The following is a 25,047-nucleotide window of genomic DNA, read 5'->3' as shown; positions in this document are numbered from 1 at the left end:
GGGGTGTGCGCGGGATGGAGCCGGCAATGCCGAAGTGAGCCCGCACTCACTGGTGCGCCAGAGTGGCTTCAAGTGACCTGAAGCCACGCCAGCGCACCAGTCGATGAGTCTCAGCCCATGACTCCTCGTACGGCAGCGGCGATTCGCTCGGCGCCGACGCGGCTGGTGACCAGTGTGTAGTGGTTGAGTCCGGGCACGCTCTCCACCAGCACGCGCGACAGCTGGGCGCGCCAATATGACTGCTCGGCGGGCGAGTACAGCCCGGGCTCGACACCCAGGAGTCCCTTGTCCACCAGCTGCAACCGCGCGGGCCCGGAGTAGCCGGCCAGCACGTCATCGCCCGGCGGCCGCTCGAACAACTCGGCGGAGTCCTGGCTCACCGCGTCCGCAGAAACCGACGAGTGCAGCTCGGGCGCCTCCCCGACCAGGTCGTAGTCCAGGTAGGTCTCGATCATCGGGCTCCAGTCGGCGTGCAGGGCCGGATGAGGACGCCAGAAGTCCAGGTACGCCTCGCGGCTCAGGAAGGTCATGCCGAGCCGCTGCAGTGCCGGGCCGAGGCTGGCCGTGACGGCCGTCGCGACGTCCATCTCCGGGGGCAGTTGCAGCGGCAGCCCGCCGTCGATGAGCACCAGACCGGTGACCAGGTCCGGCCGGGTCCGCGCCAGTTCGGCGACCACGAAGCCACCCATCGAATGCCCGGCCAGGACCACCGGGCCACCGCTGACGGCCTCGATGAGGGCCGCTACGTCGGCGGCGTGCCGCGCCATGCCGAAGGGGCCGGGCAGGTTCCGGCTCTCGCCGCGGCCGCGCAGGTCCGGTGCGACCACCCGGCACTCCGGCAGGGCGGCGGCGATCGAGGCCATCGCCAGATGGTTGGAGGTGATGCCATGCACCGCGATGACGACCTGACCATCCTCTGGGCCCCAGCAGCCCACCGCGAGGTCGCCGCCCTCCACCGGGATCGACAACCGGCGATAGTCCGAGGAGATCGACGCGCTCATTGGGCGGTCCACCCACCGTCCATCGTGTAGGAGGCGCCGTTGACCATCGCGGCGTCCGGCCCGACCAGCCAGCCGACCAGCGAGGCGACCTCCCCCGGCTCGACCAGCCGTTTGATCGCGTTGTGGGTCAGCATGATCGTCTCCACCACTTGCGACTCGTCGATGCCATGGATCCGGGCTTGGTCGGCGATCTGCTTCTCCACCAGCGGAGTCCGTACGTAGCCCGGGTTGATGCAGTTGCTGGTCACGCCGTGCGGTCCGCCCTCGAGCGCAGTGACCTTGGACAGGCCTTCGAGCGCGTGCTTGGCGGTGACGTACGCCGATTTGAACTCCGAGGCGCGCAGCCCGTGCACCGAGGAGATGTTGACGATCCGACCGAAGCCGCGCTCGTACATGCCGGGCAGCGCACTCTGGATCAGCCGGAACGGCGTCTCGACCATGATCATCAGCATCTTGTGAAAGATCTCCGGCTCGAAGTCGACGATCGGACTGACCCGCTGGATGCCCGCATTGTTGATCAGCACGTCCACTCGGCCCGGGCCACCGGTCAGCGCATCCGGATCGGACAGATCCACCACCCAGGCGTCGCCACCGATCTCCTGAGCCACTGATTCCGCGCCCGCCGGATCGACATCGGCGATGGTGACCCGGGCGCCGAGGTCGGCCAGCCGGTGGGCGATGGCCGCGCCGATACCGCTCGCGCCACCCGTCACCAGCGCAGTTCGTCCTGTCAGCGGTGGTGTGTCCTCAGCCCTGGTCGTCACAACGGATATCTTGCCGCGCCCACCCCAGCGGTGTCCGGTCTGGTTAGCATCGAGCCGTGACCACCACCCTGCTCCCGGGCATTGCGGCCCGCACCGTCGAGACCGACCGACTCAGCAGCAACGTCCTCTACCGAACCGACTATGCGCCTGGATTCCGGCCGGTCGTCTTCATCCACGGCAACGTGTCCTCGGCTCTCTTCTGGCAGCCGCTGATGCTGTCCCTGCCACCAGAGATCGACGCGTACGCCATCGACCTGCGCGGCTTCGGCGACTCACAGACGGCACCGATCGACGCGGCCCGTGGGCTGTCCGACTTCAGTGACGACCTGGCCGAGGTAGTAGCGGCGCTCGGAGTGGAGCGACCGCACCTGGTCGGCTGGAGCATGGGCGGCGGGGTCGTGCTGCAGTATGCGCTGGATCACCCGGTCGCCAGCATGACGCTGATCTCGCCGGTGTCGCCGTACGGCTTCGGCGGCACCGCGCTGGACGGCAGCCTGCTCACTCCCGACGCGGCGGGCACCGGTGGCGGCGGCGCCAATCCCGACTTCGTCGCCCGGCTGCGGAGTGGCGATCGGAGCAGCGACTCCCCCACCTCGCCGCGCAACGTCTACCTCGGCGCCTACGTGAAGCCGGGCTTCACCAGTGAGCATGACGAGCTGTGGGTGACCTCGCTGCTCAGCACCAAGACAGGCGAGGACAACTACCCCGGCGACCTGGTGCCGAGCGACAACTGGCCCGGATTCGCGCCGGGCGATCGCGGGGTGCTGAACACGATGGCGCCCACCCATCTGAACCTGTCCGGCATCGTCGATCTCGACCCGAAACCGCCGATCCTGTGGATTCACGGCGCCGACGACGTGATCGTCTCCGACACGTCCCTGTTCGACCTCAACTATCTGGGTCAGCTCGGCGTCATCCCCGGCTGGCCAGGGGTCGAGGTCGCACCACCGCAGCCGATGATCGCCCAGACCCGAGCGGTGTTCGACGCGTACGCGGCCAATGGTGGCAGCTACCAGGAGATCGCCGTCCCCGACTGCGGACACTCGGCTCATCTGGAGCATCCCGACACCGTTCGGTCTGCCCTGCTGGAACTGGTCGGTTCTGACAAGCGCGGTTAGCCACCCGGCACGGAGTGGGTACCTGGCGAAGATCCGTTGTCATAGTGCTGAGCTTCTTCGATCACAACGCCCGCTCGTGTCATCACCTCAAGGCCGGACGATCAGGGTTGGGCGTCGGTCATCCGCCCATTCCCGCTGCCGTTCCTTGTCGTGTCTGCAACACTAGGCCGATGATGTCGATCATTTGATCCGCCCGAGTTCGAGAGCTCGGGCAGCGACGGAACCGGCTGCAGACATCGCGTCTGCCCACAGCACATGGACCACCTGGAGGTCGATGTGCCTGTTCTGTTTGCCCCAATCCAGCAGACTCACGCATCACTACGTGGATTCGGATGAGTCGCTGACGATCTCCAGGAGCCCAACAATGTCAGCAAGTTCACCATTTACCTCCCGCGATGGGAACGCCCGCGTCACACTCGACAGGCTGGTCACCGCCGCATCACTCCCGCCAGTCACGTCAACGTACGAACTGGACGAGCAAGGATTCGACAATCGGTTGCTCGTCGGCCGCCTCGCCGACGGCCGACACGTCTTGTTGCGACAAAACTCAGAACCAGGTCCCGCTCCAGTCGCACGCGCCAGATTCTTGGCACGCCATGACGTCGGAGCACCACAGCTGTACGCCGCCGACAATGCGGGCGCTCTGCTTGTCGAGTTCGTCCCGGGCGAGACCCTGGCCGCAATGGCCAAGCGCGAAGCATTGGGAGACCCGATATGGCGGATGGTCGGGAGCGCGTACAGACGGATTCACGCCGTACGGTTCCCGGCACCACTTCGGGGAAACTTCGGCCCACAACGGCTCGAACTGATCCCCGAAGACCCCGTCGCCCTCTTGCATGGCAAGGTTGACCTCGGCGAGGCAGCGGTTCGCGCATATCGGCCAGCCATGCTGCCACTCTTGGACAGGTTTCGAGAACGGATCGACGCCAGGGCAGAGGAATTGCGGGATGAGGCGCCTTGTCTGTCCCACGCCGATGCCAACTTCCACAACCTAGTCGTGGGTGCCGATCGAGTCACCCTGATCGATTGGGACTATCCAAGTGTGCGGTACCCGTTGGAGGAACTCGAAGCCCTCGAAACCCACGCTTACCTCAACGGCGTTCCGGAGCTGCCAGACTCCTTCTTTGCCGGGTACGGTCGCGAGGTCTCTCGGCCGCTGCTCCGCATCCACCGGATCGCCAGCTGCCTAGAAGGATTTCCCTCCAGAGAATGGTCTGACATGGCCGATGACAACCGTAATCCCGAACAGCTCCGAGCCATGCTCAAGGACTGGGCTCAAAAGCAACGTGAGTGGATCTACCGTCTCGAAGACCACCTTGGTCAGACGTGACGGTCATCGCCATCCAGCCGCCAACGCGAGCCAGAGTCACGATCGGCGCCCCGGCTGAACAACTCCCAGGCGACAGTGGTTTGCTAATCCCGACGGTCCAGAAATCACCAAACATCGGCACGGGGATGATCCATGCCGACAGATTCTGCCAGTGCCGGTAACAAGGCTCATGGAAGCGGTCACGAAGCCTGAGTTGGTCAGCTCAGGATCAGGCTGCCGAGAGGTATCTACTGCCTACCTCCTGACCGCGCCGAGGCACGCTGCTTCAACAGCTCCGGCCAAGGGCCAGAAGCGTCCGTGATGGCCTCGTCCAGTGGCCACGATGGAGCAGACTCCACGATGTGCACCAGGGTCCAAGCCACTCCGTGTGAGTCGGTGCCGTCCGTGGAAACAGCCTGACCAACTCCGCAGCCTCCGCATCGGTCACATCTGCAGCGCTGAAGAGTTCGCCGACAAGTTGCACCCAGCGTCCAGCACGGGCAGGCTGGGCCTCCAATTCGCCATCGGTCGGCAAAGGCCTGCGCATAATCAGTTCCTGAACGCCTCGTCGCATGCTCGCCACCGTCACGCTCAAATGCCACGCCGACTCGAGAACTCGAGCATCCTCGAGCACGAACGCCCTGGCTGCTGACCCCCACAAGTCTGACCACGACGAGTCACACGAACGACGCGTGTACGACGCGGAACTCTGAAGTCCACGATGCCAGCCCGGCCCGAATCTCCGCGTCCGTCGCCACAGTGAAGTCAGGCGGCGGCTCGTCTCCCCCAGGGATGTCACCGACATAGAACTCGGCAGCTGAACCGGACACATGAATGCTGCTCCCCGATGTGAGCTCAGCGGTGCAGGAAAACCCACTCCCCGAAAGCTCAGGACGCCAACCCATAACCGCACGCCAGCTCCGCTGTGCTCTCAACTCGGTTCGCCACTGGAATTGGGTCACACCGGAAATCGCGACGACTGCTGTGTTGCCCATCTCCAACTCCACAGCACCTCTACAGTCGAGCAGCAACCAGACCGACGACGTCGTTGCGTCCATCTTGACATCGATCAGCGCCGCCTCCAGCAAAGCATCACAGTCGGTCAGAGCATCAGCCTCAGGCATCGCAGCCAGTGACCAACGCCCATCCCACCTCAGCAGATCCTCGATAATCACGGCTGAAACTCCCAGTGCCACCACGGGTCGGATTTCCCGACAGTCTGCCCTGTGTAGGGGTTGATCGTCTGCCCCCCACTATTCAGATACGAGGCGTATCCATCGGGCTTCGGATACTTGCCGCCTATGACGGGATCCATGATCCGAACATCAGAGGCAGCCTCACTCAGGCCGTGCCCACCACTTCCTCCGCGGAAGATGAAGCCTTTCCCGCTTTCTACCGGGAATGGTCCCTCAGCCCCCTTCGGAACAATAACTGTCTCACCGTTGGGTTTCACGATGAAATCCGGTGAGACATCACAACTATTATGCACCCGAATCCAGTGCTCACCTACCCCGACGTGGTAGTTGTGCAGGTCCTCGACGTGCAGGTTGTACACCGTCGCGGTCTCACCGGTGGGCACCACCTCGATCACCTTGGCCGCGATCCCCTCCGGATCGACCAAGAGATCACCGGAGACCAGCGACCGAACCGGAACCCAACCCTTGCCCTCGACATAGAACGGATGCTCGGCAGTCGAGGTGACCGCGCCCGCCGAGGTCTCCACCACGTACGTCTCCACCTCGTCGTGGACGTAGGTGTCCACCACCGGCTTCGCGTACGTCTCACCGGTCGTCGGATCGGCCGCGAGCACCTCGTCGCCGACGACGATCTCCTCGATGGGCTTGGACGACCCGTCGCCGAGCAGCACCTGGGTGCCCGCGACAAAGCACGCTGACCCGGTGACCTTGGTGAACACTCCGCCGGCGGCGCCACCGGTCACCCCACCGGCCAGCATCCCACCCCCGGTCGCTTGCGCGAATCCGGCCACGGTGAGCGGCTGACCCGAGGTCGCATAGCTCAAACCGCCGGACACGCCGCCGTCGGCCATGCCCGCCGCCGCACCAGTCAGCATGTTGCGGCCGAAGCAGTTCAGCCCGGTCCGCATGCCGGCCCGAGCGACCGCGACGCCCGCTCCCCCACCGGCCAGACCGGCCACCCCGCCGATCGCACCGTCCACGGCGACCCGGCCCCAGTCGACCGAGCCGTTCTGGGCCTTCTGCATCCCCGCCGACGCACCGGCCGACAACAGCGCGCCGCCGATCATCGCCGCACCGATCGGACCGCCGACCCCGGTGGCCATCACCAGGACGCCACCGACGATCAGCGCACCGGCGGCGATGTACTCCCAGTTGTCCTTGACCCAGTTCGTCGCCGCCGAGGCGGCGTTGCGGAGCGAACCGTTGTTGGAGTCCCGGTATGCCTGCAGCTCGGCGTCGGTGACCGGCCGCAGTCCCCACGGGTCGGACGCGTTCAGCGGATCGTTCCCGGCGAAGCTGTACGGATTGCCCGCCCAACCGGCGCCCGGCACCGGCGGCAGCGGATCGGTCGACAAGAACCCCCGGGCCGCCGGGTCGTACACCCGCGCCTGCAGCCATTCCAGTCCGTCGACCAGCAGACCGCCCTGCCCACCCAGCATCACGCCCGCCAGCAGTCCGGGCGGCGCCGCCTCGGCCGGCACGTCCCAGGGATCGGTCCCACCGGGCCGAGGGCGCCAATCCGGAGCAAGCCAGTGCGCTTGCGACGGACCGTCGGGCAGCACCCCGGTCAGCGGGCCGAACCCCGCCAGCGACACGTCCCCGACTCGTGCCAGGGTCGGCACCGCGGCCGCCGAGTCCCACAGCACCGGCGCGTCGTCCACGTCGGCCAGTTCGCCCAGTGCGTCCACGGTCAGCCGCTGGGTCCGCGCCGAGACGGAGTCGCCGACATGGCTGATCGTGGTGATCGAGGACAGGAATCCCCGCGGATCCCAGGCGAAGCGCCGCTCGCCGGCCGGCCCGGCCTCACGGACCCGACGACCCGCGGCGTCGTAGCCGAACTCGGTGCGGCCGTCTCGGTCACGACGGGCAAGCAACTGGCCGGCTGCGTCGTAGTCGTACGTGGTGACGACCCCGTCGGCGTTTTCACGGACCAACCGGCCGGAGGCATCGTACGCATAGCTGGTGACCGACCCGTCGCTCCGGCGCGCCTCGATCAGCTGGCCAGCGGCGTCATAGCCGTACGCAGTGCGCACGCCGTCGGTGGTCTCCGCCAGCACCCGACCAGCGTCGTCTCGTTCGATCTCGGTGCGCTGAGTGACACCCTCCCGGCTGACCTCGAGCCCGATCACAGCACCGCCGCGCCAGGTCCACGACGCATACAGACCCGGTGCCGCCATCGACACGATCCGCCCGATCGCGTCCCGCTCGATCACCGCCCGACCCAGCCCCGGTGCCTGGACGGCGGCCACTCGACCCGCTGCGTCGTACTCGTAGCGGGTCTGCTCGCCGTGGATGCCGGTGAACGAGGTCCGTCGGCCATCGCCGTCGTATGCCCAGGACAGACCGACGCCGCCGCGGCTACGCCGGACCAGCTGGCCGGCCGCGTCCCAGACCAGCTCGTGGACGGTCTCCCCCTCTCGCACCCGCATCGTTCGCTCCGCGAGATCCCGTTCCACGCTGGAGAGCACTGTCCCGTCCGCGATCGTGTCGCGCAGCCGGCCGGTCGCGTCGTACGTCCACGAAAGCGTCGCACCGGTGGGATCCACGCGCCGGGTCTGCCGGCCCGCCGCGTCATAGCTGTAGCGGGTGGTTCGGCCGAGCGGATCGGTCTCGGTGAGGACGCGGCCCATCGGGTCGAAGGAACGCTCGGTGCGGGCACCCAGCGGGTCGACGGTGGCCACGCACCGTCCGGTCGGGTCGTAGTCGAAACGGCTCACACCGCCGAGTGCGTTGACCACCTCGACCAGCTGTCCCGCCGCGTCATAGCGGAACCGGCGTCGGCCGTACCAGGCGTCCGAGCTCCAGGTCAGCCGGCCGGCCGCGTCATAGCCGAAGCGGGAGGTCCCCTTCCCGGGCTCGGACCGCTCGGCTAGCCGGCCTGCCGCGTCGTACCGCGTGTGGACCTGCTCACCGGTCGGCCACAGCTCGCTCACCACCCGGCCATCGGCGTCATAGCCGAGTTGATAGCGCGAACCGTCGGTGTCGATGATCGCGGAGCGCCGACCGCAGGCGTCGTAGTCGTAGTGGAAGGTGGACCCCATCGGGTGGGTGATGTGCACCGGCCTGCCGGCGCGGTCCCGCTCGATCCGGGTGACTCCGCCAGTCGCGTCGATATGCTCGATCAACCGACCGCAGCGGTCATAGCGATTCGAGGTGGGTGCCCCGTCCGGGCCGGTCTCGACGACGGTGCGACCCAGCGCGTCGTACTCCGCGGTGGTCCGTGACAGCAGATCGCCGGCCTGCACCGGGCGTCCGGCCGGATCGCGCTCGATGCTGCGGAGCACACCGGTCGCATCGCTGGTCCGGGCGAGTCGACCATCGACGTCGTAGTCCAGCCGCCAGCTCCCGCCGGCGGCGTCGGTGACACCGACCAATCGCGACATGGCGTCATGGGCGAAGGTCCAGGTGGTGCCGTCCGGCAATTCCACCTGGGCCCGGTTCCCCAGATCGTCGTAGGTCGAGCCGACGGCACGGCCGAGCGGGTCGATGGTCCGCTGCTGCTCACCGTGGCTACCGTGCTCGATGGTGGTCCGGCCGCCCGTGGGATCGGTGACCGCAGTCAGGCGACCGCCAGCGGTGTGCTCGAAGCGCCACATCCCGCCCTCGGGATCCTGCCGGGACAGCAGCGGACCGGTGCCGTCATAGCGGAAGGTCGTCCGGTGGCCGAGCGGGGTGATCGCCGCCGTCACCCGGCCCAGCGCATCCCGCTCCAGCCGCGCCACATTGCCGTCGGCGTCGATGGTGGCGACCAGGTCGCCACGACGGTCGTACTCGAACCGGACTGTGACGCCCTCGGGATCGACGACTTCCTGCAACAGACCGCGGTCCCAGTGCAGCCGCGTGATGCCGCCTTCGGGATCGGTGACCCGGATCGGGTTGCGGCCCGGTCCCTCGTAGTCATAGCGAGTCACCGCGTCGGTATTGGTTCGACCGGTGTCGGTTTGGTCGGTGTTGGTCACCGTGACCTCGACGACACGATCCAACTCGTCGTACGACCACGCGAGGTCAGCGCCGGTGGGGGTGACCTGGCGGATCCGGCGACCGCGCTCGTCGTAGAACATCGACAGTGTTGCGCCGTCGCGCTGGGTGACCAGCACCGGGTTGCCGTACCGGTCGTAGCTGGTGGACTGACGGTGTCCATCGGCGTCGATGACGCCGATCAGCCGGCCACGCCCATCCGCGATCCAGGTGTTGGCGCGGGTCTCGTCGGCGTCGGACACCTCGGTCACCCCGCCCGGCAGGTAGACGAATCGAGTGGTTCGCCCGAACGGTGACCGCTGACTGATTACCCGGGCATATTCGTCATAGGTGTTCTCGGCCTCGACCACCCCGTCGGCGTCGATCACCGCCTCGATCAGGTCGGCCTCGTTCCACCGGTAGTGTCGATGCCGTTGCGGGCCGGTCGCTGCGACCAGTCGACTCGCATCGTCGTAGTCATACCGGACCTGCCGACCGTCGTCGGCACTCACCCCGACGACTCGGCTCGACTCGTCGTCCCATTGCAGTGAGATCCGGCGGCCGAACTCATGGGTCAGGGTCGTCAGCCGGCCCGTGCTGTCGTAGTCGAACTCGACCACGGTGCCCGGCCCGGTGCCGATCCGAGCCGGGCGGCCGTCGGCACGAAGCTCCCAGCGCAGCCCGGACGAGTTGGTCACCCGGAAGCCGGCTTCTCGGGTGTCTGCTCGCGTCAGCCAGAGGTTCTCCCCCACGGCCCGGTCCCAGCCCGCGCCCAGGCGCGGAAAGACGACCTCACGACCGTCGGGCAGTCGCAACCGCGCCGCTTCGGCATCGACCTGGAGACCGGACTCGGTCCAGGAGTTCCAGCCTGTGCCGAATGCGCCAATCGTTGCGTTCATCGAGTTGTAGCTGCGGATCAGCTGGAGCGCTGTCGCCGGCCCGGTGAACGTGAGGTCGCACTCGGTCTCGGTGAAGTTGCCGGTCGAGGTGTTGACCGGATCATTGGCGTAGCCGGTCGTCGGCGGGCTGCCGTACGCGGTCGGCGGGTCGATCTGGATGTCGCGGCGACTGGCGGAGATGTGGTTGGCACGGAGTGCAGCCTCGATCGTCTGGTTGGACAGACTCGAGACGTTTCCCTCACCGCCGGCTTTGGCGAACGCGTCGGCGACCGTGATCGCCCAAGCCGCGTCCTCGGCATTCAGCCGGAGCCACTCGCGCAGTCCTTGGATCGGTCCGCTCGCATCGAGTTTCGCCCAGCCGCAAGAGACGACGAAGTCGTCACACTGTCGTTCGAGCCGACCTGCCGAGCCCGAGAGTTGCTCGTCGCCGCCCTTGCTGCTGGTCGCGAAGCTGCGCAGGTCAGCGGGACGGGCCGACGACGTACCTCCGCCGGCGCCTCCACCACTGCCCGGGGCCGGAGTCTGTCGACTACCTCGAGAGGGCTGAGGCACCGATGCGCGCGGTCCCGAATCGGACAAGGTCACCGCCGGCGGGTCCTCCTCGCCGGTGATGTGCTCCTGGATCCACTTCTCGAACCCGTTCCGATTGGCCTGCCGCTCCGCCCACGCGCGTGCGGTGGCACGGCGCTGGTTCTCCTCGCGCGCCGCCTGCTCCACCTTCTCGATCTCGGTGGCGACCTGGCGGAGTGTGCTCACGACCTCATCCAGGTCGGTCAGCTGGGTCCGGCCGTTCTGCCGGAAGACGTCGGAGAAGTGACCCCGGAAGTCGTTGAGCCCGGTGGTACGCCAGGTGGCTCGCGATCCGCGTTGCCCGGAGACGGTCGTGGCCTCGGCCCGAAAGGCTCGCTTCACCGCCGACGACACGGCGAAGTCGAAATCGACGTCCGGCATCGCCTTCAAGGAATCGATATTGGCCGTGCTCACATCCACGTCTGCGCAGGTCCCGTCATCTCTTTGCTACGAACACCGCACCTTAGTCGGACTATGGGTCAGGCGCCGATCCGAGCCGTCTCAGAAACTGGTGCGGCCCGTGGCCGCGGTACCGAGCACCACCGACGCCCCGTGCGCAAGCAGCGTGGCGTCTGTCGTGACGGCGACGGCCTCGAAGCCCAGCTCTCGCAGCCGCTCCGCCCGTTGGAGATCGCCGGCAAAGGCACCTGCCCGCCGGCCCGTACGCCGCGCGGCCGCAACGATCGAAGGAAGTGGATCGCTGGGCCCGTCGGCTGCCAGCAGTGCCCGCAGCTCGATGCCCAGACCGATGGAGAGGTCGAAGGGCCCGACGAGAACTCCGGCCACCCCCTCGACGGCGAGGATGGACTCCGCCGCCTCGACTCCCGCATGGGTCTCGAGCATCACCCAGAGTTCGGTGCGCGACGCCGCCAAGGAGACGGTCTCGCCGCCCCACAAACCGGCAAGTGGGCCCCAGCTACGACCACCCAGTGGCGGATAGTGCGCGGCGCGCACCGCCGCTTCGGCTTGCTCCACGGTCTCGATCATCGGAACGATCACGATGTCGGCACCGGCATCAAGGGCTCTTCCGATGCCAGCACTAGAGAGCTCGGCGACCCGCACCGCGACCGGCGGCCGCGCCGGAAGCACGGCCAGTGCCCGCATGGTGGCGACGATCGCCGCGTCGTCGAACGCCCCGTGCTGCGCGTCGAGGCAGAGCCAGCCGAACCCCGTCTGCGCGATCTGAACCGTGGTCAGCGGTTCGCCGAGCATGCACCACGCGCCGTCTGCACGGCCGGTCTCGAGCACGGGCATATCGACCTTCCGTCTGGGACTGCTAGGAGCAACCGCAGGAACAGCGTAAGTGTTGTCTGAGCGGGCCGAACGCGCCCGAGCGGGTCGACGAGGTGCCGTGGAGATCTTCGTCGACATCGTCAAGCAGGGTTGAGGTCGGGTCTCAACTTCCCCAGTAGCAGTTGCGGAACCTCGCTGAGGTCGTCGATCACATCGGCCGGCCGGTACGCGTCCGGGTCGGTACGCAGATGCGCCACACCGTACGCGGCGTTGGTCACGAGCACCGGCCGCATGCCGGCCGACTTGGCCCCGAGGTGCTCGCCGCTGCCTCCATCTCCGACGAACCAGCATTCAACGGGATCCACGCCCAGCTGGTCGGCGATGTCCAGATAGCCCGCAGGATGCGGTTTTCGCTGACCGGTCACGGCCGAGAACGACACCCCGTCGACATGGCTCGGCCACATCGTCTCGGTCCAGACCTCCGGCAACTCCGAGCTGCAGTCGGTGAGCACTCCGATCCGACAACCCCCGTCGCGCAACTGGGCAAGGACCGCCACGGCGCGTGGGTGCGGCGCGGCGAGGTCTTGGTATGACTGCAGGTGGACCGTGAGCGCGTGATCGAGTGTCCGGTCGTCCACGTCACAGCCGCATTGCCGAGCCAGGTGCTTCAGCGTGGAGCGGGTGTCACCGAACTCACCTCGGCATCGCCGATCGAACGACTCCGACGTCGCTGCCCAATAGCTCGCGGCATCCACACCAAGTGCCGCCGCCGTGGTCTCGATGACCGTACGACGGCCGTTCTCCCGCGCCGGGTCGGTGAGCGTGCCGTAGAAGTCGAACACGACGGCGTGCGGCGGCGCAGATGTCGTCATGGTCGCCAAGGTTCGCCGGAGGATCGGGGAAAGGTCAAGTACGTCACGATCCCGCTGGCTACGTAGAGGCCGGCCGCGACGAGCAGTACGCCGGTGACACCGAACTGCCCGCTCACCGCCGCCGCCGCCGCGGAGCCGATGGTCATGGCTGCCGCGTTCGTGGTGCCGAACGATCCGAACACTCGCCCGAGGTAAGCGTTCGGGATGCTGGTCTGGATCGTGGTTTGGATTGAGGCGCCCCACACGACGGCTGCGATGCCGAGAAGTCCCGCTGCCACCAGAGCAACCGGGACCCGCGGAACCAGGACGATCCCGGCGACCAGCCCGCCGGCGACCACCGCGGTGCCAGCGAGTCGGTGCAGTTGTGGTACCTGCCCCAGCGGACCCGAGAAGAGACCGCCGAGTAGTCCTCCTATTCCGCGGGCGGCGACGAGCAGCCCGAAGGTCATCGCGGCGTCAACGAAGTTCTGCGCTACGAAGGGGGCCAGCAGTGCGAAGAACATCGAGTCGCCCAGCAGCACGATCGCCGCCGCGACGAACACCACGACGACCGCAGGCGACCCATGGACCAGCCAGAGCCCGCTCAGCCACTCACCGACGAACCTATGACGGACCGATTCCGTCGGCGGGTGTGCGACCAGGGCCGGGCGTCCTGTGCCGCGGATCAGCCAGATCAACATCGCGGCAACGAGATACATGCTGACGTTCAGCGCGATCACGCCGGAGATCCCGGCGAATGCGGCGACCACGCCACCGATCGCCGGCCCGATGATCCGAGCGAGATTGTCGTTGAGGGCATTCATCGAGTTCGCGGGCAGCAACTGATCCCGCTCGACCAAGGTCGGCAGCAGGGCGTTCTCCGCCGGGCCGACCACCAAACCCGCCATCGACACCAGGACCACCGACAGGTAGACGATCCACAACGTCGATGACGATGTGCCCACCAGAGCGGGAATCACGAGCGGGAGTGTCAGCACCGCCATCGCCACGTTGGCCGTTACCAGAACGCGCCGCCGCTGCCATCGATCGACCAACACCCCAGCCACCGAGGTGAACAGTCTCGGGGCGAACTGTGCCGTCGCGATCACCCCGGCCGCGGCCGTCGAACCCGTCTGCTGGAAGACGAACAACGGCAGCGCGATCAGCATCGCCCACATGCCGGTGTAGGAAGCCAGGCCACCGAACCACAGCAGTGAGAAGTCGCGCGAGCGAAATACGGCGAGCCCTGCCGCGACACCGCGCTCCACGCTGCCTTCCCTCCACAGCCCTAGTGCTTCCGTACGTTTTGTACAGAATGATCGGATCGTACACTGGTTGCATGGTGGTCGAGATCCCGGTGACTGAAGCCAGGGCCCAGTTCGCGGAGCTGGTCAATCGGGTGGGATACGGCGGTGAGGAGATCGTGCTCACCCGCCATGGCAAGGCTTTGGTGGCGCTGGTGCCGGCAGCAGCCCTTCGCATCCAGTCCGGCGCAACCGACGAGATCATCCTGGACCTGACCTCGACGCGAGACCCCGCCGGAACCGACTTCGGCCTGGCAGCTCAGCAGGGCTACCCACCGCCACGCGCCAACGGGTGAGTTCTGGTCACTGGTCCACCGCTGACGTGGACCAGTAACCAAAAGTTGTGCGAGTTGGGCCGGTAGGTCCTACGACGGAGCGGCCAAGTCAACCAGCAGTTCAGTGTCCCTGCGGACCCGCTCTCGGTAGAGGTCGAACCAATCCCCGCCGGCGCGGTGCTCGTACGCCAGTGCACCAACATTGTGCAAGATCCGGTAGCGAGCCAATGTCCGGTGGAGCGTCGGAGTCAGCTCGATGCCATAGCCGGCACTGAACGCCTGGAGTGCTTCCGGACCACTCATCGAGAGTCTGGCCAGGTCCACGAGAGGATCGCCCACGCCCGCGTCGCCCCAATCGATGATGCCGGCGAGCCGCATCTGGCCCCCGTCCTCCAGGGCGAACAAGTGGGCGGGCTTCAAGTCGTTGTGCAGCAGCACTCCCTGGCCCCGATAGCCGAGCACCTCCTCCACCGCGACACAGTCACGGGCGGCAACTGCCAGCCGAGCGTCGATGACGCCGGCAGTGACCAACTCCGGAAGTCCCGACAGTTCATCCAGGACATACTCTCGCCACGAGTCGAAGCGGCCCCGGGCCCGGTGTCCATCGGCTTCGACGATCAGCGGACCCCAGCCCGGCAGCTGCTGAGCATGCACGTGACGAATCGCGCGTCCGGCCTCGCCGAAGATGACAGGAGCATCGCTCGGCACGCCGGGCAGGAAGCTCAAGATCAACACCGCCACACCCGCGTCACCATGGTCCTGTTCGAGAGAGACGACCTCCGGCACCGGGACCCCGATCCGGGCGAGTCGTCGGCAAGCCCAGGCTTCGGCGACCATCTCCGAGCGAGGCCCGATCTTGACGATGAACCGCCGGTGGTCGGCTGCCCGGACCAGGTAGTCCAGATTCGCGACAGATCCCGGCAACGGGACCAGTTCGGTCGCGGGCGAACCGACCACGGTGGAAATGAACTCCGCGAGCGCACGTTTGTCTGGTTCCGTCGGCACCTGCGAACCGTAGCGCCGTCGTCGATAATCGCGTGGTGGTCTTCGAGCGCATGTCGGCGGCAGATGTCGATGAGCTTCGTGGCTTCCTCCACGAGGTCGATCTGACCTTGGCCGGTCTCGACGCCCCGACCGTACGACTCTGGGTCGAGCGCAGTGACAGCGGCCAGATCATCGGTAGCACCGGATTCGAGCTCAGCGAGAACCGAAATCATGCCTTGATTCGCAGCGTCGCGGTTGCTCCGCTGCACCGCACTGCTGGGGCGGGCACCCGGCTCGCGCGGTACGCCATCGAGCAGGCGAATGCCGCCGGGGCAACCCGCGCCTGGCTCTTTTCCCGCCGGTCGGGCCCGTTCTGGCAGAAGCTCGGCTTCACCGGCGCCGATCGACATGAGCTCGCAACAGCGCTCCCGAACACCTATCAGGTCCAGCTGTTCATCGAAAGCGGCCAACTCGACCGCGAAGTCGCCTGGTCGCGGGCGCTCTGCGACTGCGGCTGAGGAGCCCTTCTGGGAGGATTTCCTGCAAGGTGAGCGCCACCCAACAAACAGTTGCGCGATGCAGAGCACGCTTGGGCCGATTCAAGTACCAGTCAAGGAAGGCGGCCGCCGAGGGGTCGAGTCAAGAGCGAAGGGACCGCCGGTTACTTGGCGGGCGGTCAAAGCAGCCAGGCGGTGCGGTTGACACCATCCCAGCGGCGACACCCCGACACCTTCGTGAGGAGAGGCCGATCGGCCGTCGGACTGAGTGCGGTCAAGGCGTCGCCGATCCGATCGACCAGGATGCGCCGTGCCACCGTTACGTGAGGACTCCAGCGGCCCGGCCCGAACTGCCCGGCCGCCTCAGCTCCGCAGATCTCCGCCACCCGCGTCTGCAGGCAGAGCAAGGCGAGCGAGGGCGTCACCTGGCGTACCAGGATCACTCGGCCCCGACGCGGCCCGAAGATCATCAAAGCGCCGATGCAGACTTCGAGATCCAAACTGTCCAGCACGCCCGACAATGCCGGCTCCCGCTCGGGTGACAGATCATCGGCAGCAAACAAGGTGATGTGCGGACGTACGGACGCCGGTGGCGGCTTCGCCAGGCCCGCGTCAGCGAGCAGTTCCCATTGATGACGGATCGTGCTCTCAGCCTGCTCATCCAGCAGCAGCTCGACTGATTGCGCCATGACCGCGCAGATCAGCGCAGCAGCGGATCGATCGCGGCGGCGACGAAGATCAGAGCCAGATACGAGTTCGACCAGTGGAACAGCCGCATCGGCTTCAAAGCGGCATCCCGGAGCCCGGCATTGGCACGGCGCAGCAGGCCAATGGACTCCCAGATCAAAGCGGCCCCGGCAACAGCGGCGACCAGCGGATAGAGCCAGCCGGTCGGCGCCACGGGCCACAGGGTGAGCGACACCAGCACGGTCACGACCGAGTACGCGAGGATCTGCCGGGCCACCACGGGCGCCTCGCGGACCACCGGCAGCATCGGCACACCGGCCCCGGCGTAGTCCTCGCGGTAGCGCAGCGCGAGCGCCCAGGTGTGCGGCGGCGTCCAGAAGAATACGATCGCGAACAGCAGGAAGGGCGCCAGCGCGATCGAGTTGGTCACCGCCGTCCAGCCGATCAGCGGCGGGAAGCAGCCGGCGATACCGCCCCAGACGATGTTCTGCCACGTCCGCCGCTTCAAGATCATCGTGTAGACGAACACGTAGAACACGTTCGCGGTCAGCGCCAGCAGTGCCGACAAGACATTGACCAGATAGCCCAGCCAGAGCGCCGATGCCAACCCGAGCACGAAGCCGAAGGCGGTGGCGGCCGCCGGCGAGACCACGTGCCGCGGCAGCGGCCGGCGCCTGGTCCGACGCATCTGCTCGTCGATATCCCGGTCCAGCACGCAGTTGAAGACGTTGGCGCTCGCCGCCGCAAGACAGCCGCCGATCAGCGTGTTCAGCACCAGCAACAGCGGCGGAATGCCACCCGCCGCCAGGAACATCGCCGGCACCGTCGTCACCAGCAGCAGTTCGATGATCCGCGGCTTGGTCAGCGCGACGTAGGCCGACAAGACATCACGCGCCCGGACGGAGCCGCGCGTCGATGCCTCTGGAGCGACCGGCTCAGGTGCCATCGCGCCGTCGCTCGACGTCGAGCCGGACACGTCGATGCTCGTCACCAGCGCAGTCTCTCTCGTCTCCTCGAGGCTGCCGGACCGGGGGTGGAACGACAGTCGTGGCTGAGTCTAGAGCCCAGCAGGCAGATTCTCACCTTCGCGGCTCACCTCACCCCATCACCGCCTCCCATCTCAGCCGAGAACGAGCCCCGATGCGCTCGCCGCCAGCGTCTCGGTAGGCTGCGGTTGACGTTGCCTTGCCTATGCACCGCCGACGACGGATCCGCGTGCCCCACCTCGGAAGGACTTCAGACGTGAACCCTCGCCAAGCCACTGCCCCGATTCTCCCGGACGGCTGGTCCGATCTCGATATCACCGCCATCGACACGGTGCGCCTGCTGGCGGCCGATGCGGTGCAGAAGGTCGGCAACGGCCATCCCGGAACGGCGATGAGCCTGGCCCCGGCCGCCTATCTGCTCTACCAGAAGGTGATGCGGCACGACCCGACCGACCCGGAGTGGACCGGCCGCGACCGGTTCGTGCTCTCCTGCGGTCACTCCAGCCTCACCCAGTACATCCAGCTCTACCTCGGTGGCTTCGGATTGGAGCTGGATGACCTCAAATCGCTGCGTACGTGGGGATCCAAGACTCCGGGCCATCCCGAGTACGGGCACACCGCCGCCGTCGAGATCACCACCGGACCGCTGGGTCAGGGCGTCGCCAACGCCGTCGGCATGGCCATGGCCTCCCGTCGCGAGCGCGGTCTGCTCGATCCCGATGCGGCGCCGGGCGAGTCCCCGTTCGATCATCATGTCTATGCGCTGTGCTCGGACGGCGACTTGGAGGAAGGTGTCTCCGGCGAGGCCTCTTCGCTGGCGGGCACGCAGCGACTGGGCAACCTGACCGTCATCTACGACAGCAACCAGATCTCCATCGAGGACGACACCAACATCGCCTTCACCGAGGATGTCGGCGCGCGTTATGCGGCGTACGGCTGGCATGTCCAGACCGTCGACTGGACCAGCGACGACACCAGCTATGTGGAGGACATCGCAGCCCTCGACGCGGCCGTCGCGGCGGCCGGCGCGGTCACCGATCAGCCGAGCTTCATCGTGTTGAAGACCGTGATCGCCTGGCCGGCACCGACCAAGCAGGGCACCGGCGGCTCGCACGGCTCGGCTCTGGGCAACGACGAGATCGCGGCCACCAAGGAACTGCTGGGCTTCGATCCCGAGCAGGTCTTCGAGGTGCCCGACGAGGTCCTCGCCCACACCCGTGGACTGATCGACCGAGGTCAGGCAGCTCACGCGGAGTGGCAGAAGTCGTACGACGCCTGGGCTGCGGCGAATCCGGCCGGCAAGGCGCTGCATGATCGGCTCGTCGCCCGTGCGCTGCCGGAGGGCTGGCGGGACGCGCTGCCGACCTTCCCGGCGGACGCCAAGGGGGTCGCCACTCGGGCCGCCTCCGGCAAGGTGCTCAGCGCCCTGGCCGACACGCTTCCCGAGCTGTGGGGTGGCTCCGCCGACCTGGCGGGCTCGAACAACACGACCATGGACGGTGAGCCGAGCTTCCTGCCGCTGGACCGGCAGTCGAAGAAGTTCCCCGGCAACCCGTACGGCCGGACTCTGCACTTCGGCATTCGCGAGCATGCGATGGGCTCGATCATGAACGGCATCGCGGTGCACGGGGGAACCCGCCCGTACGGCGGCACCTTCCTCGTGTTCAGTGACTACATGCGCGGCGCGGTGCGCCTGTCCGCCCTGATGAAGCTCCCCGTCACCTACGTCTGGACCCACGACTCCATCGGCGTCGGCGAGGACGGCCCGACCCACCAGCCGATCGAGCATGTGGCAGCGCTGCGGGCGATCCCCGGTTTGGACGTGGTCAGGCCGGGCGACGGCAACGAGACCGCCGCCGCTTGGGCCGCGATCCTGGAGCACAACGACCGGCCCGCCGGCCTGATCCTCACCCGGCAGAACCTGCCGACCTTCCCGCGGGGCACCGACGGCTTCGCCGACACCTCGGGAGTGGCCAAGGGCGCCTACGTCCTCAAGGACAGCGAAGGCACCCCGGACGTCATCCTGATCGGCACCGGCTCTGAGGTCCAGCTGGCCGTGGCGGCCGCGGAGCAACTCGCGGAGCAGGGCATCGCGGCGCGCGTAGTGTCGATGCCGTGTCGGGAATGGTTCGACGAGCAGGATCAGGAGTACAAGGACTCCGTGATCCCGCCCGAGGTGACCGCCCGAGTCAGCGTCGAGGCCGGTATCAGCCAGGGCTGGCGCGACGTCGTCGGCGACGCGGGGCGGATCGTATCCATCAACCATTACGGCGCGAGTGCCGCTGGTGGCCTGCTGTTCACCGAGTTCGGCTTTACTCCAGAAGCCGTGGTCACGGCAGCCCAGGAGAGCCTGGCCGCCGCCACCGAGACCACAGCCGCCACTGCCGCAGCGGTCAACGAGGCCGCCAGTGGACCGGTCGGCACTGCCGACACCGAATAGGCTCCCGGGCCCCCATCACCAGCTGACCTCCCCACCGGATCCCCGGACTCGGCCAGCAGAACAGGAATCGAGGAAAGACATGAGCGAACGACTGAAGGCCCTCGCCGATGCGGGTGTCTCCATCTGGCTGGACGACCTGTCACGAGACCGGCTGACCAGCAACAACCTGGCTGACCTGGTCGCCAACTCGTCGGTCACCGGCGTCACCACCAACCCGACGATCTTCGCGGGCGCGCTGTCCAAGGGCGATGCCTACAACGCCCAGACCGCGGAGCTGGCCGCCCGGGACAGCACCGTTGAGGACACCATCAAGGCCCTCACCACCGACGATGTCCGCAATGCCTGCGACGTTCTGGCGGCCACCTCGGCTGCGACCAACGGCGTCGACGGGCGGGTGTCGATCGAGGTCGAGCCCGGTCTGGCCCGCAACACCGAGGCGACCATCGCCCAGGCACAGGATCTGTGGAAGATCGTCGACCGGCCCAACGCGCTGATCAAGATCCCGGCGACCCTCGAGGGTCTGCCGGCGATCGCAGCGGTCACCGGTGAGGGCATCAGCGTCAACGTCACGCTGATCTTCTCTCTGGAGCGCTACGCCGGCGTCATCGACGCGTACCTCACCGGGCTGGAACAGGCCGCAGCCAATGGCCACGACCTGTCCAAGATCCACTCGGTCGCCTCGTTCTTCGTGTCCCGGGTGGACACGGAGGTGGACAAGCGGCTCGCGGCCATCGGCACCGACGAGGCTCTGGCGCTCAAGAGCAAGGCAGCCATCGCCAACGCACGGCTGGCGTACGAGCTCTTCGAGCAGACCTTCGCCGGTGAGCGCTGGGCAGCACTCGAGGCCCAGGGCGCGAACAAGCAGCGGCCACTGTGGGCCTCGACCGGGGTCAAGGATCCGGCACTGCCCGACACCCTTTATGTCAGCGAGCTGGTCGTCGCCGACACCGTGAACACCATGCCGGAGAAGACCATGCAGGCCTTCGCCGACCACGGCGAGGTGACCGGCGACGAGGTGAGCGGCAAAGGTGACGAGGCACGTGCCGTGCTGGCCGCGATCGAGGCGCTCGGCATCTCCTTCGACGACGTCGTCCAGGTCCTGGAGGACGAGGGCGTCGACAAGTTCGACAAGTCGTGGGCCGAACTGGTCGCCACCGTGGAGGGTGCCCTGGACGAGGCCAAGGCGAAGCTCGCGGGGAACTGAGTGACGCCACCGCTGACCGAGCGGGTCAACCCACTGCGCGACCCGCGCGACCGGCGGCTGCCGAGGATCGCCGGACCCTGTGTCCTGGTGATCTTCGGCGTCACCGGCGACCTCTCCACCAAGAAGCTGATGCCGGCGGTCTATGACCTGGCCAACCGCGGTCTGCTGCCGCCCGGCTTCGCCTTGGTCGGGTTCGCCCGCCGGGACTGGGAGCACGAGGACTTCGCCAAGATCGTGCACGACGCGGTGAAGCAGCACGCTCGGACCCCGTTCCGTGAAGAGGTCTGGCGTCAGCTCAGCGAGGGCATCCGCTTCGTCTCGGGCCAGATCGGCGACGGAGACTCGATCCGGCGGCTGCGGGACACCATCGCCGAGCTCGACGAGGCCCGCGGCACCGGCGGGAACCACGCGTTCTATCTGTCGATTCCCCCTGGCCTGTTCCAGACCGTGGTCGATCAGCTGCGCGAATACGGTCTCGCCGAGCAGCGCTACGGCCAGTGGAGCCGGGTCGTCATCGAGAAGCCGTTCGGGCACGACCTGACCAGTGCCCGGGAGCTGAACCGGGTCGTCTCCAGTGTGTTCCCGTCGTCCTCGGTGTTCCGGATCGACCACTACCTGGGCAAGGAGACCGTCCAGAACATGATGGCGCTCCGGTTCGCGAACCAGCTGTTCGAGCCGGTGTGGAACAACAACTACGTCGACCACGTCCAGATCACCATGGCCGAGGACATCGGCATCGGTGGCCGGGCCGGCTACTTCGACGGCATCGGCATCGCCCGGGACGTGATCCAGAACCACCTGCTGCAACTGTTGGCGCTGACCGCCATGGAAGAGCCCACCTCCTTCGAGGCCGCCCAACTGCGTGCCGAGAAGCAGAAGGTACTGGCCGCTGCTCGACCGGCCGAACGGATGGACCTGCACACGGCTCGTGGCCGCTATGCCGGCGGCTGGCAGGGCGGGGTGAAAGTGGCCAGCTATCTGGAGGAGAAGGGCATCCCCCGGACCAGCACCACCGAGACCTTCGCCGCTATCCGGGTCGATATCGACAACCGCCGTTGGGCGGGAGTGCCGTTCTATCTGCGGACCGGCAAGCGCCTGGCACGCCGCGTCACCGAGATCGCCCTGGGCTTCAAACGGGCCCCACACCTGCCGTTCTCCTCCACTGACACCGCCGAGCTGGGCTACAACGCGTTGGTGCTGCGGATTCAGCCGGACGAGGGCGTCACCCTGCGGTTCGGGGCCAAGGTGCCCGGGACTCAGATGGAGATCCGCGAGGTGAACATGGACTTCGCCTACGGCGGGTCCTTCACCGAGTCCTCCCCGGAGGCCTACGAGCGGCTGATCCTGGATGTGCTGCTCGGCGACCCGCCGCTGTTTCCGCAGCACGAGGAGGTCGAACTGTCCTGGCAGATCCTGGATCCGGTCCTGGACTACTGGGCCAGTCTGGACGAGGCACCCGAGAGCTATGAGCCGGGCGGCTGGGGACCGGCTTGCGCCAACGAGATGCTCGCCCGAGACGGCCACGTCTGGAGGCGGCCATGATCATCCAGCTGACTCGCACCACCACCGGCGAGATCTCCACCGCGCTGCTGCGGGCCCGCCGCAGCGCCGGCAGCCCGGCCATGGGCATGGTGCTCACCCTGCTGGTGGTGTGCGACGAGAAGGAGTACGAGTCGGCACTGCAGGCCGCCATGGAGGCCGGCCGGGAGCATCCGGCCCGGATCCTGCTGGTGGTCCGCGCCGCCGGCCGGGTGGCCGCGCTGGACGCCGAGGTGCGGATCGGCGAGGGAACGCCAGGAGAGGTCGTCGTGATTCGGATGCGTGGCCCGCTGGCTGCACATCCCGCGTCGGTGGTCCGGCCGCTGCTGCTGCCGGACTCTCCGGTGGTGATCTGGTGGCCGGGCAAGACCCCCGCCAACCTCGCCGAGGATGAGCTGGCCGGTCTGGCCCAACGCCGAGTGACCGACGCAGCCGCCGTGAAGCGGCCGATCGTGGAGTTGAAGCTGCGCGCCGAGACCTATCATCCGGGAGACACGGATCTGTCCTGGACCCGGCTGACCCGCTGGCGGGCACTGTTGGCGGCGGCTCTCGATCAATATCCGGCCCGGATCCAGGCGGCGGCGGTCGAGGCCGAGCGGGGCAGCCCATCGGCCGACCTGCTGGCTGCCTGGCTGCAGTCCTGCCTCAAGGTGAAGGTGACTCACAAGACGACCGCCGGCCCGGGTCTGACCGCGGTACGGATGACGACGGCCGCCGGCGATATCGCCATCACTCGCCCGGACGGCCTGCTGGCCTCCTACGCGGTGCCGGGCCAGCCGGAGCGACTGGTGGCGCTGAAGCGTCGAGAGACCACTGACCTGATCACCGAGGAACTGCGTCGGATGGATGCCGACGAGGTGTATGCGCACGCGCTGCTGGCTCTGCAGGATTACACCAAGACCGCTCCTGCGCCCCAGACGGCAGCCGCGAAGCGGGCGACCGCGAAGACGGCGTCCGCGCGGAAGTCCACAGCCAAGAGAACGACGGCGGCCAAAAAGGCCGCACCTGCTCGGAGAACGACGAAGACTGCCTCGAAGCGGCCCACCACACGACGGTCCGCCGCGAAGAAGGCAGCGAGCGCGGCCGAGGCAGCCACCCAGCCAACTGCCGAACAAGCGGCTGCCGACCAGGCGGTCGACCAGGTCGATCAGGTCGTCGAGCAGCCCACCAGCCACGTGGCGGAACAACCCGCCGAGCAGACCGCGGAGCAGGCACCGGCGAACGAGGGGACGAACTGATGTCAGCTGGACCGGAGATTCTGCTGCATGGCAGCGCCGACGACGTGGCCGAGGCGCTGGCCGCCCGACTGGCGTCGCGACTGGCCGAACTGCAACGGGACACCCCGACGCCCCAGGTGGCCCTGACCGGCGGCCGGATCGCGACCAAGGCCTATCAGCGGCTCGGGCTGGATGGCCGCAGCTCGGCAGTGGACTGGAGTCGGGTCGCCCTGTGGTGGGGGGACGAGCGGTTCGTCGCAGCCGACGACGGCGATCGCAACGCCCGGCAGGCGCTGACCGCGCTGTCGCCGTTGCCGCTGAATCTGGAGCAGGTGCATCCGATGCCCGCAGCCGGTGACGGACTCGAGCTGGACGAGGCGGCGGAAGCCTACGATGCCGAGCTCGGCGACGTCCGGTTCGACATCTGCCTGCTCGGCATGGGGCCGGACGGACACGTGGCCTCGCTGTTCCCCGAGCACCCGTCCTCGCACGCCGAGGGCCGGGTGATTCCGGTCCGTTCCTCCCCCAAGCCGCCGCCGGAACGGATCTCGCTCACCCTCGAAGTGATCAACCAGTCGGCCGAGGTGTGGTTCTGCGTGACCGGCGCCGACAAGGCGGCCGCCGCCCGGCTGGCGCTGTCGGGCGCTGGGCCGATCCAGGTCCCGGCAGCCGGCGTCCAGGGCCGAGATCGCACCCTGTGGCTGATCGACCGCGCCGCCGCCGCCGAATTGCCGCCGAACCTGATCTAGCTTCGAGACTTAGCTGCGTGATTATCTCCGAACTCAGAGATCATCCCGCAGCTTGGTGATGAGCACGGCAGAGCGGGCAAGCGTGTGGCAGATCTGACCAACCCCGCGCTGCGAGAATCGTTGCCACCTCAACGGCAACCAGGCAAGCCCGCTGTGTGACGTCATCCCATCCGTAGCGCAACGTGACATCTCCGTCGAGCAGGGCGAGAAGACGAGCAGCAGTGGTGCGTCTGGTCTGCACCGCCTTGGTCACCAACTCGAGCACCC

General features: G+C 67.4%; 19 protein-coding genes. 9 read left to right on the top strand and 10 right to left on the bottom strand.

Features of this window, described 5'->3' with window-relative positions; genetic code table 11:
* Positions 1-110 precede the first annotated feature (110 nt).
* Together MLP_RS07015 and MLP_RS07010 are read right to left on the bottom strand one after the other, a co-directional pair.
* Positions 111-1,001 carry an alpha/beta fold hydrolase gene (locus tag MLP_RS07015; protein ID WP_013862338.1) on the bottom strand — a complete coding sequence of 297 codons (891 nt, stop codon included), beginning with the start codon at positions 999-1,001 and terminating at the stop codon, positions 111-113.
* Positions 998-1,765 carry a 3-hydroxybutyrate dehydrogenase gene (locus MLP_RS07010; RefSeq protein ID WP_013862337.1) on the bottom strand — a complete coding sequence of 256 codons (768 nt, stop codon included), beginning with the start codon at positions 1,763-1,765 and terminating at the stop codon, positions 998-1,000. Before MLP_RS07010 ends, MLP_RS07015 begins: the two co-directional genes overlap by 4 nt.
* A gap of 56 nt (positions 1,766-1,821) precedes the next feature.
* Between MLP_RS07010 and MLP_RS07005 the strand changes: the two genes are divergently transcribed.
* Together MLP_RS07005 and MLP_RS27020 are read left to right on the top strand one after the other, a co-directional pair.
* Positions 1,822-2,883, top strand: a complete 1,062-nt coding sequence (locus MLP_RS07005) for an alpha/beta hydrolase (RefSeq protein WP_013862336.1) — start codon at positions 1,822-1,824, stop codon at positions 2,881-2,883.
* A gap of 364 nt (positions 2,884-3,247) precedes the next feature.
* Complete coding sequence (locus tag MLP_RS27020) at positions 3,248-4,213, top strand: aminoglycoside phosphotransferase family protein (protein WP_013862335.1); 966 nt, start codon at positions 3,248-3,250, stop codon at positions 4,211-4,213.
* Positions 4,214-4,869: 656 nt separating this feature from the next.
* Here MLP_RS27020 and MLP_RS06995 read toward each other — a convergent pair.
* The 5 genes from MLP_RS06995 to MLP_RS06975 all read right to left on the bottom strand — a co-directional run bounded on the left by MLP_RS06995 (position 4,870) and on the right by MLP_RS06975 (position 14,166).
* Positions 4,870-5,367 carry a hypothetical protein gene (locus tag MLP_RS06995; RefSeq protein ID WP_041789814.1) on the bottom strand — a complete coding sequence of 166 codons (498 nt, stop codon included), beginning with the start codon at positions 5,365-5,367 and terminating at the stop codon, positions 4,870-4,872.
* Complete coding sequence (locus MLP_RS06990) at positions 5,364-11,228, bottom strand: polymorphic toxin-type HINT domain-containing protein (protein ID WP_156821067.1); 5,865 nt, start codon at positions 11,226-11,228, stop codon at positions 5,364-5,366. Before MLP_RS06990 ends, MLP_RS06995 begins: the two co-directional genes overlap by 4 nt.
* Positions 11,229-11,315: 87 nt before the next feature.
* Positions 11,316-12,068, bottom strand: coding sequence for an HpcH/HpaI aldolase family protein (locus MLP_RS06985; protein WP_013862332.1), 753 nt, complete (start codon positions 12,066-12,068; stop codon positions 11,316-11,318).
* Positions 12,069-12,187: 119 nt separating this feature from the next.
* Positions 12,188-12,919 carry an HAD family hydrolase gene (locus tag MLP_RS06980; protein WP_013862331.1) on the bottom strand — a complete coding sequence of 244 codons (732 nt, stop codon included), beginning with the start codon at positions 12,917-12,919 and terminating at the stop codon, positions 12,188-12,190.
* Positions 12,916-14,166, bottom strand: a complete 1,251-nt coding sequence (locus MLP_RS06975; protein WP_013862330.1) for an MFS transporter — start codon at positions 14,164-14,166, stop codon at positions 12,916-12,918. The genes MLP_RS06980 and MLP_RS06975 overlap by 4 nt, the downstream gene beginning before the upstream one ends.
* Before the next feature lie 71 nt (positions 14,167-14,237).
* Here MLP_RS06975 and MLP_RS06970 point away from each other — a divergent pair, with 71 nt between their 5' ends.
* Positions 14,238-14,498, top strand: coding sequence for a type II toxin-antitoxin system Phd/YefM family antitoxin (locus tag MLP_RS06970; RefSeq protein WP_013862329.1), 261 nt, complete (start codon positions 14,238-14,240; stop codon positions 14,496-14,498).
* Positions 14,499-14,567: 69 nt separating this feature from the next.
* On the opposite strand, the gene MLP_RS06965 is transcribed toward MLP_RS06970, so the two are convergent.
* Positions 14,568-15,482, bottom strand: a complete 915-nt coding sequence (locus tag MLP_RS06965) for a phosphotransferase family protein (protein WP_013862328.1) — start codon at positions 15,480-15,482, stop codon at positions 14,568-14,570.
* 35 nt (positions 15,483-15,517) lie between these two features.
* Between MLP_RS06965 and MLP_RS06960 the strand changes: the two genes are divergently transcribed.
* Complete coding sequence (locus tag MLP_RS06960; protein WP_197536516.1) at positions 15,518-15,979, top strand: GNAT family N-acetyltransferase; 462 nt, start codon at positions 15,518-15,520, stop codon at positions 15,977-15,979.
* A 158-nt stretch (positions 15,980-16,137) separates the two neighbouring features.
* Here the strand turns inward: MLP_RS06960 and MLP_RS06955 are convergent, their stop codons facing one another.
* Complete coding sequence (locus tag MLP_RS06955) at positions 16,138-16,647, bottom strand: 2'-5' RNA ligase family protein (protein ID WP_013862326.1); 510 nt, start codon at positions 16,645-16,647, stop codon at positions 16,138-16,140.
* 11 nt (positions 16,648-16,658) lie between these two features.
* Positions 16,659-17,591, bottom strand: coding sequence for a heme o synthase (locus tag MLP_RS06950; protein ID WP_083843996.1), 933 nt, complete (start codon positions 17,589-17,591; stop codon positions 16,659-16,661).
* A 296-nt stretch (positions 17,592-17,887) separates the two neighbouring features.
* Between MLP_RS06950 and tkt the strand changes: the two genes are divergently transcribed.
* The 5 genes from tkt to pgl all read left to right on the top strand — a co-directional run bounded on the left by tkt (position 17,888) and on the right by pgl (position 24,780).
* Positions 17,888-20,071: a transketolase gene (tkt, locus tag MLP_RS06945; protein WP_013862324.1), complete on the top strand. Its 2,184-nt coding sequence runs from the start codon at positions 17,888-17,890 to the stop codon at positions 20,069-20,071.
* A gap of 79 nt (positions 20,072-20,150) precedes the next feature.
* Complete coding sequence (tal, locus tag MLP_RS06940; RefSeq protein WP_013862323.1) at positions 20,151-21,275, top strand: transaldolase; 1,125 nt, start codon at positions 20,151-20,153, stop codon at positions 21,273-21,275.
* Positions 21,276-22,817 (top strand): glucose-6-phosphate dehydrogenase, encoded by a 1,542-nt coding sequence (gene zwf / locus MLP_RS06935; RefSeq protein ID WP_013862322.1) that lies wholly within the window; start codon positions 21,276-21,278, stop codon positions 22,815-22,817.
* Complete coding sequence (locus tag MLP_RS06930; RefSeq protein ID WP_013862321.1) at positions 22,814-24,052, top strand: glucose-6-phosphate dehydrogenase assembly protein OpcA; 1,239 nt, start codon at positions 22,814-22,816, stop codon at positions 24,050-24,052. Before zwf ends, MLP_RS06930 begins: the two co-directional genes overlap by 4 nt.
* On the top strand, positions 24,052-24,780 hold the full coding sequence (pgl, locus tag MLP_RS06925; RefSeq protein ID WP_013862320.1) for a 6-phosphogluconolactonase: 729 nt from the start codon (positions 24,052-24,054) through the stop codon (positions 24,778-24,780). The genes MLP_RS06930 and pgl overlap by 1 nt, the downstream gene beginning before the upstream one ends.
* Positions 24,781-25,047: the final 267 nt, after the last annotated feature.

The organism is Microlunatus phosphovorus NM-1, assembly GCF_000270245.1.
Taxonomy (GTDB): domain Bacteria; phylum Actinomycetota; class Actinomycetes; order Propionibacteriales; family Propionibacteriaceae; genus Microlunatus; species Microlunatus phosphovorus.
This window is presented reverse-complemented; position numbering and strand designations above follow the sequence as displayed.